Here is a 17,096-nt window from a genome sequence, read left to right on the forward strand (position 1 = left end):
AGAGGTATTATAAAAAATCAATAAAATATTCTTTACCTATCAAATAAAGAGACTTTAAACATCTAAAGTAAAGAAAAAGAATGAAAGAATAACACCTTTCATTCTTTTTTATATAGATTAATTCTTTTTATAAAAAATATATCTATCATTATCCTAAAACAGAGATAATTTTATTGCTTACTTGCGCGTAATAAAATTTACATTATTTTAATACTTATATTGTTATAAAATATATAAGTTGGTAAAATAAAGAAAAATGATTGGTGGTATCTAAATATTGATGAGCATTAAAGAGAAGATACTGATGAAGCATGTAGAAAGAAAACTACATAAGTTACAAATTGATCTTGTGCATTTTATTCCAGGAAGAATTAGACTTCGTTCATCTGTTTGGAAAGGGGATAAAAAGCTAGTTGAATTAATCATTTTAAATTTGAAGTCTCAACCTCTTGTCTATGATGCAGTATTTACACCAGATACCGGGAGTTTAATTATTACATATAAGGGTTCTCATATGACAAATAACAAAGAACTTGAAGAATGGTTTCAACTTATTGAACAAATATACCAAGAAGAATATAGAGCCTAAGGAAAGGGAGGAATGGGCATGCTTCCTACTGTAATTGGTTTAGGGGCCTCTTTTATTGCTCCAAAAATTATGTCTCAATTCCGTGATCAAAAAATAAAAGTATTGCATGCGATGCCGGGGCGACTGCGTATACAATGTGACAGTTGGAAGCACCGTATCATTGCACATGCTCTAACGGAAGAAGTAAAAAAACATCCTCTTATTTTAACGTCGGAAGCTTCAGAACTAACCGGAAGTTTGCTGCTTCAATTTGTTGTACCTCATATTAACCAGGAAGAGCTAGATGAGCTGATGAGTTATATCGTACAAATAGCAGCTAATGCCACTTTAAACAAAGATGCTACATTGATGAATGGCATGACTAACACACTTGGATTTATAGATAAAGGAATTAAAAAGCAAACTAATGGCTTTGCTGACTTTGATAGTTTATTTGTTCTCTTTTTATTAGGAAAAGGGATTCAGACGTTTGGAAGTGCGCCTGCTTTTTCTGCAAGCTTACTTTATTGGTCATACAACATCATTAAAGAGAAGGGGGAAAAGAACAGGTGATGATGTTTGGGGTAAAGGTAGCTCATTCTCTTCCTGGAAGAACCCGATTTTATATACCTAAACGATTAGAAATAAGTCGTATTGAAGCTTGGCTACGCTCTTTCCCAGGCGTATATTCTGCAAACTATAATCAAGTAACCGGAAGTCTACTCATTTATCATTATATTAACCTTTCTTTGGATAAACTAAAGTCTTTTACCCAGAAATATAGACATACAATCAGTCAAGTAACATCTTCATGGAAAAACTTCGTCCCTGTTATAGCTTGTGGAACCGTATTTTTAATTAACTGGTACCTGCAACGTTCTTCATACTCTCCTATAGTAAAGGCAGTTTCTTATTGGATTAGCTCTCTTACTGCTATTAGTACTTCCTATGATGTAATTAAAGATGGTGTTGTTCATGTCCTAAAAGAACGCAAAGGGAATGCTAATACATTAACAGCTGCTTCTATATTCGCTTCTTTGTATATGAAGAATCCAGGATCGGCTTTAATTATCACTTTGATGTCTACTATTAGTGAGCTATTAACAGACTATACGTCTGAACAAACCAAGCATTATATTCACTCCGTTCTAAAATTAGATGTCTCATATGCCTGGAGAGTAAAAGAAAAGGGTGTTGAAGAAAAGGTTTTAGTCGAGGATATTCAAGTTGGTGATAAGGTTGTAGTTTTTACTGGAGAAAAGATCCCCGTGGATGGAATCATAATAGAGGGGAACGGTACAGCAGATGAAGCTTCAATTACTGGGGAGTATATGCCACGAGAGGTAAGTGGTGGAGATAATGTGTACGCTGGAAGTGTTTTGCAGAGTGGACATGTTACTGTAACAGTTGAAAAAGTAGGAGAAGATACATCCCTCTCTAAAATTGTGAAACTGTTGGAGGAAGCACAAGATAAACGCGCTCCTATTCAAAATATAGCCGATACAGTAGCTGAAAAAATGGTTCCTGTTTCTTTTGGTTTGGCACTGCTTACATTTTTCTTCACTCGAAACCTTAACAGAGCGATGAGTATGTTAGTTATTGATTTTATTTGCGGAATTAAATTATCAACGGCCACAGCTTTATACGCATCCATTGGACGTGCTGCAAAAGAAGGGGCTATTGTTAAAGGCAGTGATCATATTGAAAAGATGTCTAAACTAAATACAGTTATTCTTGATAAGACCGGAACTATTACAGAAGGAATGCCTGTGGTTCAGCAAGTAATTGCTGCTGAAGGCTTTAATCAAGAAGATGTCATTCGTTTAGCTGCAGCAGCTGAGAAAAATTCTACCCATCCTATTGCTGATGCAATTATGAAGCAAGCGAAAGAATGGAACATTTTAATTCCTATTAGAGACAATAATGCTCAAGTAGAAACAACGGTAGGAAAAGGAATTTCCACTTGGCTAAATGGTAAAAGAGTTGTTGTTGGAAGTTTACGCTTTATGAATGAATTAAAAGTCAAAACAACCAACTTACTTCAACACATGCAAAACGACGAAAATGTGATTTATGTAGCTTATGATCAAACACTTGTAGGAGTAGTTAGCATTTTTGACAAAATACGTTCTGGTATGCACCGCGCAGTGAATAATCTTCGACATCAAGGTATCAACGACATCATTATGCTTACTGGAGACAAGAGAACGGTTGCAAGAGAGATGGCGCGTCGCTTAAAACTGAACTGGTATCATGCAGAGGCTTTGCCAGATGATAAAGCCTTTTATGTGAAGAAGTATGGGAGCACAGGAGCTGTCATGATGGTAGGTGACGGCATTAACGATGCACCAGCTTTAGCTCATGCTCATGTAGGTGTAACGATGGGTGCTAAACGAACAGACATTGCTTCAGAAGCCAGTGACGTTATTATTACGTCTGATAACCCAGAAATGCTTTCTGAGTTAGTTGGACTATCTAAAAAGACCATGAACATTATTAAACAAAACTTTATTGCCACGTTTACTATTAATGGTATTGCAATTTTATTCGGTGCTTTAGGTATCTTCTCTCCAATTGTGGGAGCAGCTATTCATAATGCGGCTACTATTGGTGTAGTAATAAATAGTGCAAGAATTTTATGGTTAGGGAGGGAAACTAATGAATCCCAAATTCTACGTTCTGCATGATATACCAGGTCGTATTCGATTTCATATCCCAGCATTGAGAGATAAGAAAAATCATGTGGAAATAGAGCATATGTTTTCTGCTTTAAAAGGTATAACGAGTGTGAGAATAGAACCCACCATTCAAACTATGCTTATTTACTATGATGTTTCACAACTTTCTCGCAATACCATTTTTCGTTATGTATCTATCTTTTTTCAGCAAACGCGTTTAGATCCATTAGATGATATTATGATTCAAATGGATCCTGCCACACGAAATGATTGGCTACGTACATTGTTTTCTGGAGGATTACTTCTACTGGCAGGTATTCGAAAATCATCTTTTTATAAACCAGATGCACTCGTATATGGAGCAGTAGTTACAACAGGCTATACGGTCTTATCCCATGGTACGAGCAATAAAATGAGGCACCCAGATATTTTAACCGGCATTGTTACGATGTTATCTCTAGGGCCATCAAATATGCTATATGTAGCGATGATTACATGGATTGTGAATGTGTTGGAATTGTTACATGAAAAGCAGAAAGTGCAATCACAAAAGCTATCTACAATTACGTAAGATATTCATTCATACCTTTTGTATGAATTGATATAAAAAACTTAGGATTATGGGGGAGTTTTATAATGATTAATCGCGATTTTCTAATGGGATTTGTATCAGGAACAGTGGTAGGCGCAGTAGGCTACCGTTTATATGAACAAAACGGTGGGCAATTACAACGTTTGGTTCAACCTAAACAGGCATATGGTGGACAACAAACTATTTCATCTTATCAACCTTCTATGGAAGAGCTTCAAGCACAGAAAGAGCGTCTAGAAGATATGATTGCTGAATTACAAGTAAAATAATGATAAAAAGAGTGAGGGATAGTTCCAGGCTAACTCTCACTCTTTTTATTCATAATGAGGGAATCATTTTTAAATGATGAAACGCTTATTTACCGTACGCTAAAAAGTTTCCCGTGGTAAACTCTTGTTATTATTATATTCTGCAATTTAAAAATTATCAATAATTATAGAGGGAAATGTTCTAATTTTACAAATGATCAGAAGGAGCAATTTACTTTTTATTTATACAGCGTTAAAAAGTTACAAATAAAATTCTAGACTTTACCTCTATAACTTTTGAAGAAAATTGAACGTACCGACCGTAAAAGTATACCTTTAAGGACTTTTCTTTTTCTTAAGAAATCTATCATCTTTATCGTTCGCTTAAGTTATAAAAAAAATTACGAACGTCTTCTGAAATTCGTGCACTTTTACAAACGTTTTTAGTTATACATCTATGCACATTTCTTTTAGATAAAAAACTTCTCTCTTTATCATTCATTTAAATTCTTTAAATATTTTTGTTTGCCCCTGAAAAATATAGTATATAAGTTTATTTTTTTACATTTAATAACAAATAACAGGTATATATTCCTTATTTATACAAAAAAAGATAAAAAATACAAAAAAACTTTTGAAATAAAAGGAAACTTATAATATACTGAAAAATGTGAAAATTTAAAAATAATTGACCCTTTGATGATTCGGAGGAATCTAGTTGAAAAAAGCAAAAGAAAAGATTGTCTATTTGGAAGATTCTTCAGTGATCTTGGAGCAAGCTAGATTAATTGCAAATTACGATATTGATTCAGTTTTACTTAGTAATACGTTTACAAGTCGTGCAAAGGAAGCAATTGAAGTTTTGAATGAAGAGTTTGGAATACAAACAAATTTACTTCTTCCAGTGTCCTCTAATCAAGCTTTTACGGATGATTATTTAAAGGAAATAGAGAAGATCCAAGCTAAAAGTATAATTTTAAAACTAGGTTATTGGGGGATATCAAATAATTATATGGACCCTGGAGGGGTTCAATATAATTGGAATTCAGCTGTTGATGAGTTAAAAGAATGGTTGTCTGTAAACCACAAAAATATAAATGTCCCAATTGCTCTTCACCCGGTAAGGCAATTAGGACTGCCCCCAATGACATTTTATGATGAACTAATTGGAGCTCTTTCTTCTTTTGATATCCCAATTTCAATAGATCTAGGAATTCTAGCATCTGATATTCATAATTGGGGAGATGTTTATAAAACGGAAATATTAAATAAGTTAGATGGAAATATTTCTATCGATTTATGTTGGGCTAGTGCCATAAGAAATTCAAAAAATGCAACGATTCCTTGTGCTTGTGAACAAGTTGATGGGGTGGTATGGGATCTTTGGGATAGACTACAAGATCCTGAAAGAAGATTACTAGTGATGACTGATAGACTTTCTAGTAATGAACAAATAGAGAAGGATCTATTATTATTAACGACTTAAAGGAAGTGATTAAATGAATACCCTATTAAAGCCTATAGCGAAGCAAGATTTGCTTATTAGAATGAGTATTGATCCTTGTTGGAGTCCAGAGATAAAAAATGGACCTTTTCAACAAATGGTTAAATTAATCGGAGATGAAAGCCTACTTGATGTAAATATAGCAGCTCTTCATGCTGAACGTCGAGGTCGCTGGCTACAAATTTTAGCACAAGTAAAACCGATATACCAAAAAACATTTTTGTATTTAGGAGATAATGAGGAGTTTGTAGACGATGTAATTTTTCAAACGTTCCTTTCAAGTAATTTTCTTTGGGAGGCGGAATATAGTTTACCACATCCATTAGGTTATGGACGTGGTATTGAAAAAGCAACACCATTTATTTATTTTTTACGTTCACAAAGTGAAGTGTTATTAAAAAAAGTTCTTGAGCTTGCGGAATTGGAATACGCAATTTTTAAAGCTGCATACCATCTACCTAGTAAACAACCATCTGGTATGGAAGATAAATTATATATATCCCCTGCGGCTACCTTAATGTCTGTAAAAAACGATGTACTTAATATTTGGGAGGGGAAAGAAATACTGGAATCCCCATCTGACGTCTATTACATGATTTCTCCTACTGGACGTAATTTCCGTCTAACAGAAGAGATTTTTATGTTTCTTCAATCCTTTTCTAATGGACGTGAAATAGGAAGTCTTACGGAGAGGGAAAGAAAAATATTAAATACAGCTTTAGGACTTAGAGCCCTATGTGAGGATCCAAGTGAGCTGGAGAGTAGGCTTCTAAAACATCCGTGAGTACTGCATAACGCGCCTGTAGTGAAATACATTAAGAGGGAGTGTTAAACATGGAAAAAGATAAAAACGAAAAAGAACTAACGTTAAATGAATTACAGGAGCTAGTAGCTCCTGGATTTTTTGAAGCAGATACAAACGGTGGCTTATCAGATGCGATTATAGGACCGTTATTGGGACCACGAGTAGATAATTAAAGTTACTAATTTATATTGTCTTAAAAACCTGAAAATGGAATAGGAGTCACTTCACTACAAGCGCGTTATGCATTGCTCATGTGTAAATTAATAACAGATAGGATGGGTTATTTCATGTGTGGAATCGCTGGGTTTTTAGGAAATGAAAGAGAAGGGCTTCCAGTTGTACTGGAAGCTTTACATAAAATGATACACAGGGGTCCAGATAATCTAGAAACTAAGGAGGATGGAGAAGCTGTTTTAGGGGCCGTACGTTTGTCTATACGTGATAAACGTGAAAAAGCCCACCAGCCATTTGTATCCTTCACTGGAAGATGGATTATAACTTTCAATGGAGAATTGAATAATCACGATTCCTTGAGAACAATGCTGGGTGAGGATTACTCTTGGCGAACTGAGAGTGATACAGAAACAATAGCAACAGCTCTGGATGCAAAAGGTTGGGGTGTCTTAACAAAATTACAGGGAATGTTTGCGATAGCTGCATGGGATACTTTAACAAAAACATTGTATTTAACCAGGGATTTCCCTGGTATCAAGCCACTGTATTGGGCAGAAACAAAAGCTGGATCATTTATCTACGCCTCTGAGTTCCAAACAATTTGTGGAATGCTTCGTAATTTAAAAGACCCACTTACTATTTCATCGCATAAAGTGGTGGAGTATATGATGTATCGGGACACTTTACTTGAACCAGAAACTTTAATTAATTCTATAAAAAAAATATCCCCTGGTGAGGTTCTTGCACTTAATGCAAGAATGAAACCAAAATGCCTACATCTTTTTGAACATATTCCTAATCCGTCAGGTTCGCTTGATGAACTTGAGGAAAAGTTTATAACCACAATAAAAAGTAATATAGAATTCAATCAAAAAATGGGGATGTTTTTATCTGGGGGAGTGGATTCAAGTACAGTTTTAGCAGAATTAGTACATCAAGGAGCAAACATAGAAGCATTTTCATTGAGATATGAACAAACAGGAGCATACTCTTACTCAGAAATACCATTTAGTAGACATGTTTGTAAAAACCTATCTGTGCCACTACATGAATTAGAGCTAACTGAAAAACGTTTCATGGAAGTATTACCTACAGCTCTTTCTCGACAAGACGGTTTTTCGATGGATCCTACAATTGTCGCATACCATGAGCTAGGGGAAGCAGCAGCCAGAGAAAATATTAGAATAGTGGTAACAGGTACTGGAAGTGATGAAATATTTGGGAGTTATGAGTGGTTGCACTCTGAAACAATAAATCATTTTGATCAATGGATGCGTCCAGCAACAATGCCCCACTTTATTCAAATTGATCCGTTGCTTTGGGATAAAGTTCAACTTAAGAGTTTTTTAAAACGTAAAGATTTGATAGAAAATTTTCAACAGCAAGGGTTTAGTCTTCCTGAATCAATTAGGTTGTTTGGTTTATTTCACTTGGAGGCTGATGCATTACCGAGGGTGGATTTAGGAACAATGGCTTCCTCAGTAGAGTGTAGAGTGCCCTTATTAGATCAAGAGTTTATAAATACTGCCTTATCTGCCCCACCTGATACAGAGAAAAATGTTTTTCGGAGCCTTGGTATTAATCGAATACCAACTGAAATACTAAATCGTCCAAAGTGTGGCTTTCCACATCCAGTATTTGTGTGGGCTAAACATGGGGAGTTAGCGAATAGTATATATAATTTGCTATCTGAAGGACAATTTAGAGAATTTATTAATCAGGATCATCTAAAAGGCTTTTTTCAGGATGAATCATCACTATTAGTAGATAAACCTTCGGCTTATTTGTATGATTCAGCAAGCTCACTATGGTATTTATTTTCATTCGCACTCTGGTGTGACATAAACAGATTGAAAGTTGACATTTGAAACTTTATAAAAAAGGGGCTAAATTCTATGAAACTCGAAAATAATCTTAAAATTGAGGATAAATTTCTGGGGGTTGGGGTTGCTTGGGTAGATAGTCCAGAATATATTGATTTTATCAAGAACGAATTGGATCCCAATCATAATTATTTAGAAGTACATTTACCAACATCGATTAAGAATGTACCAGAGGATTTCCCTAAAATTGCCCATTGCAGTACACTACCACTTGCAGACCTTTGTTCGCCTACAAGCAAACTTATTAAGGATGTATTTTATCAAGCTAAAACACTCAATGCCAAATGGATTGGTGAGCACTTGTCTATTTTAGGCACTACCACCGGAGTACAATTTGGTTATATACTAGCCCCTATTCATGAAGATGGACTACAAGCGAGGATCGTAGAAAGAATTAGGAATTATCAAGAAGAATTTGGTGTACCTTTTGTAATTGAGCTAGGTCCCCGTTATCACGCATGGGGTGGGCAAGACGTATTTGAAGATTATAAATTATTGAGAAATATTTCAATGGAAGCTGGTGTACCAATCATTCTTGACATTCCACATACATTTGCAACCGCAAATGCCTTTAATGTTTCTTTCGAAAAAATTCTAGATTTTCTGGATGGAGCACAGGTATGTGAACTCCATATCGGAGCAGATGGTGTATCAAAAAGGCGTAACATTACTTTCGACGACCGTTGGGAGCAGTTAAAAACTTGTTTGGAACGATTCACTGGAATAAGAGGAATCACTGTGGAACTGGGAAAGAATACACCATTAGATGCTTATTGCAATACAGTAAAAAAAGTTACTGAACGTTTAAAAGCTTTATCTGTTTAATATTTGGGAGGGGAAAAAGTGATTAACCTTGAGCAATCTCAATATTTAGAACCTCAATCAAAACAAGTAACAGAAGACTTGCATCGGCAGCTTTTAGCATTGAGAAATTATAAAGCATTGGAGTTAATTAACCAATCCAATGAAAAATATGACGTACCTTGGTTATCCAATGCACTTAAATCTTTGACCAATCTTGATACAAGGGGTAGAGATATTATTTTAAACCATCCATCAGTATATCTATGGATTGAGAATGCAAAAACAGTATTAGAAAAAAATTGTGAAAAGCAAGATGAATGGAGATTTAAAGGATTCATTTATCTATGCATAAATATTTGGTTGAAATTCAATATAGTTCCTGAAATTCCTCCTTTCACTTGCTTAATAAGTAACGAACTGGTTAACAATTTAAACTTGTATAATAAGAAAAAACTTAATGTCGATTTTTCAGGATTATCAGCAGTTAACATATCTATTAAAGAAGATACTCTCTTTATAACAAATGATACGTTCTATAAGTCATGGAAAAGTAGGGAATTAGGGAATACGATAGATTATTATCCTTTTTTTTGTAATCAAACTTTATGGACTAGCAGTTACCTAGATATAATTACACCGTCTGAGTTGCGGATGGATAAAATGGAATTAATCGAGGAAATATCAGAGGATATTTCTGTACTTTTTACTGAAGCATTAGAGTTGGTAGAAACTTGTTGGCCAGAAATGCATACTGAAATAAAAGAAAATGTAAAACATATTGTATTTTTTAAACCACCAGGGTTGCCTTTCTTTTCAGATTTTCGTGTACATGGTGTTATTTTTGCCTCCCATTTGAAACGACCTTTGATTAATGCTGCAGAATGGCTTATTCATGAAGCAAGTCATATCAGGCTAAATACTTTGATGTGTGCTCGTCCACATTTAATTGATGATATGAAGGCTATCTATCCTTCACCGTGGCGTGACGAATTGAGGCCCCTTTATGGTATTTATCATGGATGCTTCGTACATTCTCGTCTTTTAAAGTTTTATCGTTTTTTAACTAAGGACAATAGTCCTTTTAAAACTATTGCATTAAAAGAAATAGATAGAATAACTAAAGAATTAGAAAAGGGACTATTAATTATAACTGAAAATGCTAATCTAACTTCCGAAGGTATTTCATTAGTAAAAGAGATGGAACAAAATCTTACTAGTTAACATTTCTCAAATATGAAATGAACTATTAGTTTTTTTAGGGGGTTTTTTGTTGTCGCTTAAATTACCATTCACTAAATTTAAACCTCTTTTCAAGCAAAGAAACTTTGCGTTAGTCAGCGTTTCGGAAGCTATTTCTTCACTCGGAAATATGGCTCAAGGAATAGCTTTGGCTGCTTATGTCTTTACATTAACTCAATCAATAATAGTTTATAGCGCATTTCTACTTATTCGCTTTGCACCTCAATTTGTTTTGTTTTCACTTGCTGGTAGTATTGCTGATCGTTATTCTCGTCGATATATTACCACTATAATTAACATTCTTCTGGCTATATTTAGTTCTTTAATGGCCATAAATTCTGAAAATACATCAATAATTTTAATCATGTCTCTTTTAATGGGAATTGTAGATTTACCGTATCGTCCAGCTCTATCAGCTAGTATACCAGGACTTGTTAAAAAGGATCAATTACCACTTGCCAACGGATTTATGGGGGTTTTAAATAGTTTGGCAAGAGTAATTGGAGCTCTTTTTGCTGCAGTCGGTTTGCTAACTGGTGGAGTCGTGTGGCTACTAGCATTCAATGCACTTACCTTTTTCATTGCGGGAATTATAGCTTGGATTTCATTGCCAACAGAAAATGTGGACGAAGATAATTCAGAAGGGGAGCCTTCTTCTAATGAAGAACAGAGATTATTGAATAAAAAAGGATTAGCTGCAAGTTTTTCTTATTTATGGGGTCATCAAACACTGAAATATTTAGTTTTTGGGTCGTTTTTGGTTTGGGGATGTTTAAGTCTTACCGATGTTCTACTTGTACCACTTTTAAATGCAACTGTGGAGAATGGAGAAAAGTATTATGGACTTTATAGATTAATTGCATCAATAGGAATGTTATTGGGCTCTTACTTTACGGTTTCCTGGAGGGATAGATTTATTAGGTTACAACGAGTACCTTATGGTTATGCGATACCGTTATTAATAATGTCTTTATGTACTATAGGACTTTCACTATCACCTATTATATTCGGACCAATATGCTATTTAATGATTTGGGTCGCTCTATTTTTACCTTCTAACCTTTTAGAAGTAGAATTACAACTTACTTCTAGTATTAATCGTGGAAAGGTCATAGCTTTGGCAGATGCATTAGATGGAATTTTATTTATTACCTTAACGGGTATTTTACCTCAGCTTAACCATTTTGTGAATGTTCGAAGTCTTTTATGGTTATCTGCATTACCTTTTACAATCCTAAGTATTATTTGGATTATAGGATGGTTTGTTAATGGTCGTCGACTTAAGCTAAATGAGAAGGAGACCATGTCATGAAACAGTTTCAGACTTTTGAGAAGGGCCCAATGGCGATACATGTTCTACCAACTGAAAAATACGTATTAACTACAATTGCTGTACGTGTATATTTGGATCTTGAGAAGGAAGTAGTTACAGGGGCTGCTATGATACCTCATATTTTGTTACAGGGATCTAATAGTTATCTAAACAATCAAAGCCTACAGTTGATCCTAGATAGGTTATACGGTGCTAAGCTACAAGCATCAGTTGAAAAGAAAGGGGAAAAGCAAATACTGGGTCTTTCAGTCACCTTCCCAAACCCATTTAACGTTTATCATGAAAAATCAGTGGTAAGTGAGGTTATTACTATCTTATCTGACGTTTTATTTAAGCCGACTTTTTCAGTGGATTCTGTTGAGAATGAAAAACAACAGCATTTTAGTCGTATAATTAACAGATTAAATAATAAAGTTAATTATTCAATCGAACGGTGCCTAAGCAAGATGACAGAGGGACAATTGTACAGTATTCCACATTTAGGTTACCTAAAGGATATCGATAGATGGACGTCAAAAACATTATTTGAGCTCTATAACCAAATTATTCAAAGCTCACCTTTACATATTTATGTTGTGGGTAATATAGAACCAAACTGTATAGTAGATGAATTAATATCAAGGTTTGGAAAAGAGATTAGCAAACTAAATGAGTCAAATAAAAAGTATAAACTGGAACCTCCTTCTCCTTTGCGGATATCTGCAAAGAATCACACTTACGAAAAGTTCTCCTTAAGTCAATTATTAGTGAATGTTGGATATAGTACAGGAGGGGTAATGTTTTCAAGCGATGATTATCCTTCACTTGTTCTCTGTAATAGAATTTTGGGTGGGTTTCCCCATTCAAAACTTTTTGTTAATTTAAGAAAAGAATATGGACTTGCGTATTTTGTATCAAGCTCATTAGATGCACTAAAAGGAATAATGTATATACAATCTAGCATTAAGCCGGATACATTAGAGAAGTCAAATATGATTATTACGGAACAGATAGAGTTAATTAAAAAGGGTGTAGTATCAGAAGAAGAGATAGAGCTCACGATTAAAGGGTTGTGTAACATATATAAGTTATCATTAGATTCTGTTGCAAGTTTAATAGACTTTCATCAAAATGGTATAGTAAGTGGACGAGTTCGTACTATGGAAGAAATGCTTTTAGCTGTACAGGAAGTTACTCTGACTGAAATTATAAGTGCAGCTCAAAAGTTAGAAGGTTGTACATTATATCTATTAGGTAATAAGGGAGAGAGTAAAGATGATAATTACACCTTCTGTTAAATCAATTAATATTAATAATTTAGATATCAATGTAATTCAAAAACCAGGATTTAATGAAGTGTATATGATGTTGTTAGTGAAATGTGGTTCATTTAACAGTGACTTACAATTACAAACGGGTTCTAAAGTTCAGATTGTTCCTAAGGGAATAGCGCATTTTTTAGAACACATTATGTTTTACAAAAAGGATGGAAAAGATATCTTAAATCAATTTGCTGCGGGTGGAGCCTCTATTAATGCATTTACCACATTTGATATAACTTCTTATACGGTTTCTTGTACTGAAGAAATACCTAGAAATTTAAAGACGTTACTTGAATTTGTCAATAATTTATCTTTTTCGAAAAAAATTATAGATAAGGAAAGAAAGGTTATTGAACAAGAAATTCGAATGTCCACTGATAACGCACGTAACAATGGTTTTTTTAATTTGTTAAAACTGTTTTATGGCGAACATCATTCTCTGGGCACCCCGGTGTTAGGTACAATATCGAGTATCGCCCAAATAAATGAAGCTAACCTTGAGTTATTTTATAAAGCATATTATAGAACTGAAAATATGAAACTGGTAGTAATTGGAGATATAGAGCCCGAAGTTATTTTTAATGTAGTTCAAAATGTAAATATTCATCAGGATAAAAAATCAGTAACTATAAAAGAAATAGATAATAAAATTACTATAGGAAGTCCTTTTTTAGAAACAAAGATGCCTATTTCACAGCCTCAACTTTTTTGGGGATACAGGGACAGTACAGAATTTTTAACGAAAAGCAAATTGTTAAAACATGATTACCTAACTAAGGTAGGTTTGGAATCGATTTCCGGAAAAAGCTCTCTTCTATACCAAAAACTATATAATGAAGAGTTAATTGGAAAAGACTTTTTTTGGTCGTATGAAGCTAGCCTTTCTTATGCCTACTCAGCATTAGGTGGCGTTTCTAAAAGACCTGATCTAATAATTAATGAGTGGGATAAAACTGTCCAGAAAATCAAGAACTATGGGTTAGAGGAGTTAAATTTTCAAAGAGCCCGTTATAAGATTATTGGTAGAGTACTAGAATTATTTGATTCACCAAGTAAACTCTGTCGAAATGTAGCTGGTTATTTAGTTAACGATTTAGATTTTTTTGATATTATTCCAATTTTAGAAGCAATAGATATTAACGAAGTTCAAAATAGGCTTTTAGAACATTTAACAGAAGAAAAAAAATGTTCTTTTATATATCCTATAAAATATTAATTATGTGTTTCCGTTATATGTTAAAAACTAAATAGAGGTGTTTAATTTTTATTATTACTGACTTCTCCTCTAAGAGTATAACTCATAGTAGCACCATCATTGGCTCTGTAAAGCTCTACTTTATATGTATTATTTGGTGAATTAAATGAATAGAACAAAAGAACAAAAGCGCTTTATTTATATTTTTATCATGTTAAAATACTTAAATTTTTTAAACCAGATTAACGTATGTAATTTTTTTCTTGAGTAGAGCAAGCTACCTTTTTCTATTTGGAGGTAGCTCTTTTTATTGTAAAGAAGGTCCGGTTTAATTATTTAGTTAACCTAATAGAAACATAAACACAAAACATAGAAGCGCACCGTTCTCTTATATAGCCCTCATAAAAATACCGGTTTTGATAGACGAAAATGTGGAATATCAAATGTAAGATTATTTTAGCATGAAGGGGAGACAGGTATGTTTGGATGGAGTGATATGCCGAAATTATTATTTTCTTTTTTAATTGTCATTCCACTTGTGTCTGTTATTCACCAGCTGGGGCACTCACTTATGGCTATTATTTTAGGAGGAAATGTCGATTTTACCATTGGACAAGGGAGAACGATTTTTAGGTGGAAAAAAATTAAAATAAAATCTATTTATTTTTTGCACTCCTTTTGTATTTACGAAAAATTAAAGTATGATAATCGGTTTACTCATGCTTGTGTTTATGCTGGAGGTACCATAGCTAATTTAGCGTCTATACTTCTTGTGTATGGTTTAATTATGTGGGGTGTTCTCTCAAAGAATCTCTTCTCTTACCAATTTGTTTATTTCTCTATTTATTATATTGTTTTCTCGCTCTTACCCTTTGAATATTCAGAAACGAGTTTAAGTGATGGGCGAGCTATCTATGATGCATTGAGATATGGAAAGATAACGTGTAATCCGGATTAACAAAGGAAAAGTGGCTAATTAAAACTGTACATCCACAACGTATATTAACGCGGCAACGGTACTGAAATAGATACTGATTAGTAATCAATTCGTAATTCTTTAGATACTATGATTGCAGCTACTGCAGTAAACTTACCTGTCTACTCAAAAAATAACAAGGAGCTCTTACTGCAGTAGGTAAGGGGTAGATGGTTATATAGGAGGTGCTAGTGGTTTATTTTTTTATGAAATAGACAAAAAATCGCAAGATGTCCTCCATCTAAAAGTGAAGATAAACAGGATAGCTTTAATTGAAGTACAGATTTCGTAATCTTATTTTCTTGGATAAATGATTATTATGTTTCATATAAAAAAGGGAACACCTGCTAACCAGGAAGTTCCCTTTTTATTTCATCAGATAAAACTACATCAAAACAAAAATTAAAGAAATAGGATATGGTAGGGGCGAAAATTTTTTTCAACCGACCACTGTTACATGATCTATAGTATTTGCATTGAATAAATAAGGGCTAGCTATTAGCATCTACACGTAATAAACGTTATTGTTAATGAGAAGTAAATGATTAAACTACTTTATTAAAACTATGGAGTAAATAAAAAATTTGTTTATTTACTATGCTGCTTGTTTATTTCTTATTTTACTCAGATAAAAATCAATCGTGTTTCCACTTAAAGAGATTTTGCTTTTCCATACTGAGAGTATCCCTTTTTAGAGTAATAGTATCAGTATGGAAAAGTTATATATATTTCTTACACCAGGACTGAAAATTCTACAGCTTTTCTTGATAATATTTCCGATAGACGTTAGGAGTTATATTTTCATATTTTTTAAATGTCTTGATGTAATACCCGGGATCGTTAAAACCCAATTCATCGCTAATCTGTGCAATAGACAAATCCGTTTCTTCTAATAATTGTTTAGACCACTCTATTTTTTTGAGAGAAATAAAAACAGAAAAATTCATACCCGTTTCTTTGGTAAATACACGGCTGAAATAACCTGTACTAATGTGACATAAATCAGCCATCTTTTGTTGAGATATTTTTTCTCTTTTATGCTTATAAATGTAGTCAAAGGCTGGCTGTAATACTTTGTTTTTACAAACTAAGTGATCGTTAATAGACGTTTTTACGTAAGCATTAGTAACGGTGTTGGCTAATTTCTTTTTTATATTTTGAATATTATCTAGAGAATAACCGTAAGAAATGTCTTCAGTAGAAAGGTCCTCTTTTACTGGAGCCATCTTTTCATATACTTCTAAAATTAAGTTTTTATTCATAGCTTCCTCTACAATGTAGTTACAAAGCCTATATAACATTTGAGCAGCGTCGTTAATTTCTGTATAGGATAGAGTAGGAATAGAATCATATAGACGCTGTATTTCCTCATTATTATTTAAATTTTGTTCAAATCCCTTTGATGGAACAGTAAGCATTTGTTCCAAGGGAGGATGTTTGTCACCATCCTTAATTTTCACTTCTCCCGCCATGATGGCACCTACATATTTATCATCAATTATAATGGGAATGGCAATATCGATAATATTCCAGTGACATAAATAGATATAGGGAGCATTGGTTCTGACTGCCTCTAATCCTCCCCGCGCATCGCACTTTTCACAAAGCTTTGCTGTATTAGGATCTTTACGCATAGTCTCACAAAACGGACGTACACCACTGTGTTGAGAAATGGGCACTCCTTTATAGTTAACCGTGACAATCGCTAATTTTGTAACAAGCGCAAGCGAATCTTGAAGGTTTCGCCATTTCTTTAAATCTAGTATTTTATCTAAATTCATGTAAGTAGTTTTCAA

17 protein-coding genes are annotated in these 17,096 nt (G+C 33.8%); 15 read left to right on the top strand and 2 right to left on the bottom strand.

Annotated features, from left to right (window positions below; all coding sequences use genetic code 11):
• Positions 1-304 precede the first annotated feature (304 nt).
• The 14 genes from ACFX4G_RS04315 (at position 305) to yfmH (ending at position 14,345) form a co-directional block, all read left to right on the top strand.
• Complete coding sequence (locus tag ACFX4G_RS04315; protein ID WP_097823732.1) at positions 305-589, top strand: HMA2 domain-containing protein; 285 nt, start codon at positions 305-307, stop codon at positions 587-589.
• An 18-nt stretch (positions 590-607) separates the two neighbouring features.
• On the top strand, positions 608-1,141 hold the full coding sequence (locus ACFX4G_RS04320) for an HMA2 domain-containing protein (protein WP_230184762.1): 534 nt from the start codon (positions 608-610) through the stop codon (positions 1,139-1,141).
• The gene (locus ACFX4G_RS04325) at positions 1,141-3,255 is read left to right on the top strand and encodes a heavy metal translocating P-type ATPase (protein WP_230184778.1); all 2,115 of its coding nucleotides are present in this window, start codon (positions 1,141-1,143) and stop codon (positions 3,253-3,255) included. The genes ACFX4G_RS04320 and ACFX4G_RS04325 overlap by 1 nt, the downstream gene beginning before the upstream one ends.
• The gene (locus ACFX4G_RS04330) at positions 3,227-3,817 is read left to right on the top strand and encodes an HMA2 domain-containing protein (RefSeq protein ID WP_377572958.1); all 591 of its coding nucleotides are present in this window, start codon (positions 3,227-3,229) and stop codon (positions 3,815-3,817) included. Before ACFX4G_RS04325 ends, ACFX4G_RS04330 begins: the two co-directional genes overlap by 29 nt.
• A 65-nt stretch (positions 3,818-3,882) precedes the next feature.
• Complete coding sequence (locus ACFX4G_RS04335) at positions 3,883-4,107, top strand: hypothetical protein (RefSeq protein WP_011106165.1); 225 nt, start codon at positions 3,883-3,885, stop codon at positions 4,105-4,107.
• Between the two features lie 697 nt (positions 4,108-4,804).
• Entirely contained in the window at positions 4,805-5,572 is a 768-nt protein-coding gene (locus ACFX4G_RS04340) for a hypothetical protein (RefSeq protein ID WP_097823729.1), read from the top strand.
• Positions 5,573-5,585: 13 nt separating this feature from the next.
• Positions 5,586-6,374: a hypothetical protein gene (locus tag ACFX4G_RS04345; protein ID WP_097823728.1), complete on the top strand. Its 789-nt coding sequence runs from the start codon at positions 5,586-5,588 to the stop codon at positions 6,372-6,374.
• Between the two features lie 50 nt (positions 6,375-6,424).
• Complete coding sequence (locus ACFX4G_RS04350) at positions 6,425-6,568, top strand: hypothetical protein (protein WP_176521239.1); 144 nt, start codon at positions 6,425-6,427, stop codon at positions 6,566-6,568.
• Between the two features lie 114 nt (positions 6,569-6,682).
• Positions 6,683-8,437 (top strand): asparagine synthase (glutamine-hydrolyzing), encoded by a 1,755-nt coding sequence (gene asnB / locus ACFX4G_RS04355; protein ID WP_377572961.1) that lies wholly within the window; start codon positions 6,683-6,685, stop codon positions 8,435-8,437.
• 27 nt (positions 8,438-8,464) lie between these two features.
• A complete protein-coding gene (locus ACFX4G_RS04360; protein ID WP_377572963.1) occupies positions 8,465-9,277 on the top strand; it encodes a multinuclear nonheme iron-dependent oxidase in 813 nt (270 codons plus the stop codon).
• Positions 9,278-9,295: 18 nt separating this feature from the next.
• Positions 9,296-10,477 (top strand): aKG-HExxH-type peptide beta-hydroxylase, encoded by a 1,182-nt coding sequence (locus ACFX4G_RS04365; protein ID WP_377572965.1) that lies wholly within the window; start codon positions 9,296-9,298, stop codon positions 10,475-10,477.
• A 49-nt stretch (positions 10,478-10,526) separates the two neighbouring features.
• Positions 10,527-11,807, top strand: coding sequence for an MFS transporter (locus ACFX4G_RS04370; RefSeq protein WP_377572967.1), 1,281 nt, complete (start codon positions 10,527-10,529; stop codon positions 11,805-11,807).
• On the top strand, positions 11,804-13,105 hold the full coding sequence (gene yfmF / locus ACFX4G_RS04375; RefSeq protein WP_377572969.1) for an EF-P 5-aminopentanol modification-associated protein YfmF: 1,302 nt from the start codon (positions 11,804-11,806) through the stop codon (positions 13,103-13,105). The genes ACFX4G_RS04370 and yfmF overlap by 4 nt, the downstream gene beginning before the upstream one ends.
• Positions 13,083-14,345 (top strand): EF-P 5-aminopentanol modification-associated protein YfmH, encoded by a 1,263-nt coding sequence (yfmH, locus tag ACFX4G_RS04380; RefSeq protein WP_377572971.1) that lies wholly within the window; start codon positions 13,083-13,085, stop codon positions 14,343-14,345. Before yfmF ends, yfmH begins: the two co-directional genes overlap by 23 nt.
• 41 nt (positions 14,346-14,386) lie before the next feature.
• Here the strand turns inward: yfmH and ACFX4G_RS04385 are convergent, their stop codons facing one another.
• Positions 14,387-14,503, bottom strand: coding sequence for a DUF5412 family protein (locus tag ACFX4G_RS04385; protein WP_176521233.1), 117 nt, complete (start codon positions 14,501-14,503; stop codon positions 14,387-14,389).
• Positions 14,504-14,802: 299 nt separating this feature from the next.
• Between ACFX4G_RS04385 and ACFX4G_RS04390 the strand changes: the two genes are divergently transcribed.
• A complete protein-coding gene (locus tag ACFX4G_RS04390) occupies positions 14,803-15,282 on the top strand; it encodes a hypothetical protein (protein WP_097823721.1) in 480 nt (159 codons plus the stop codon).
• A 770-nt stretch (positions 15,283-16,052) separates the two neighbouring features.
• Here ACFX4G_RS04390 and ACFX4G_RS04395 read toward each other — a convergent pair.
• Positions 16,053-17,096: a PocR ligand-binding domain-containing protein gene (locus ACFX4G_RS04395; protein ID WP_377572974.1), complete on the bottom strand. Its 1,044-nt coding sequence runs from the start codon at positions 17,094-17,096 to the stop codon at positions 16,053-16,055.

Source organism: Priestia sp. YIM B13486 (assembly GCF_042787865.1).
GTDB lineage: Bacteria > Bacillota > Bacilli > Bacillales > Bacillaceae_H > Priestia > Priestia megaterium.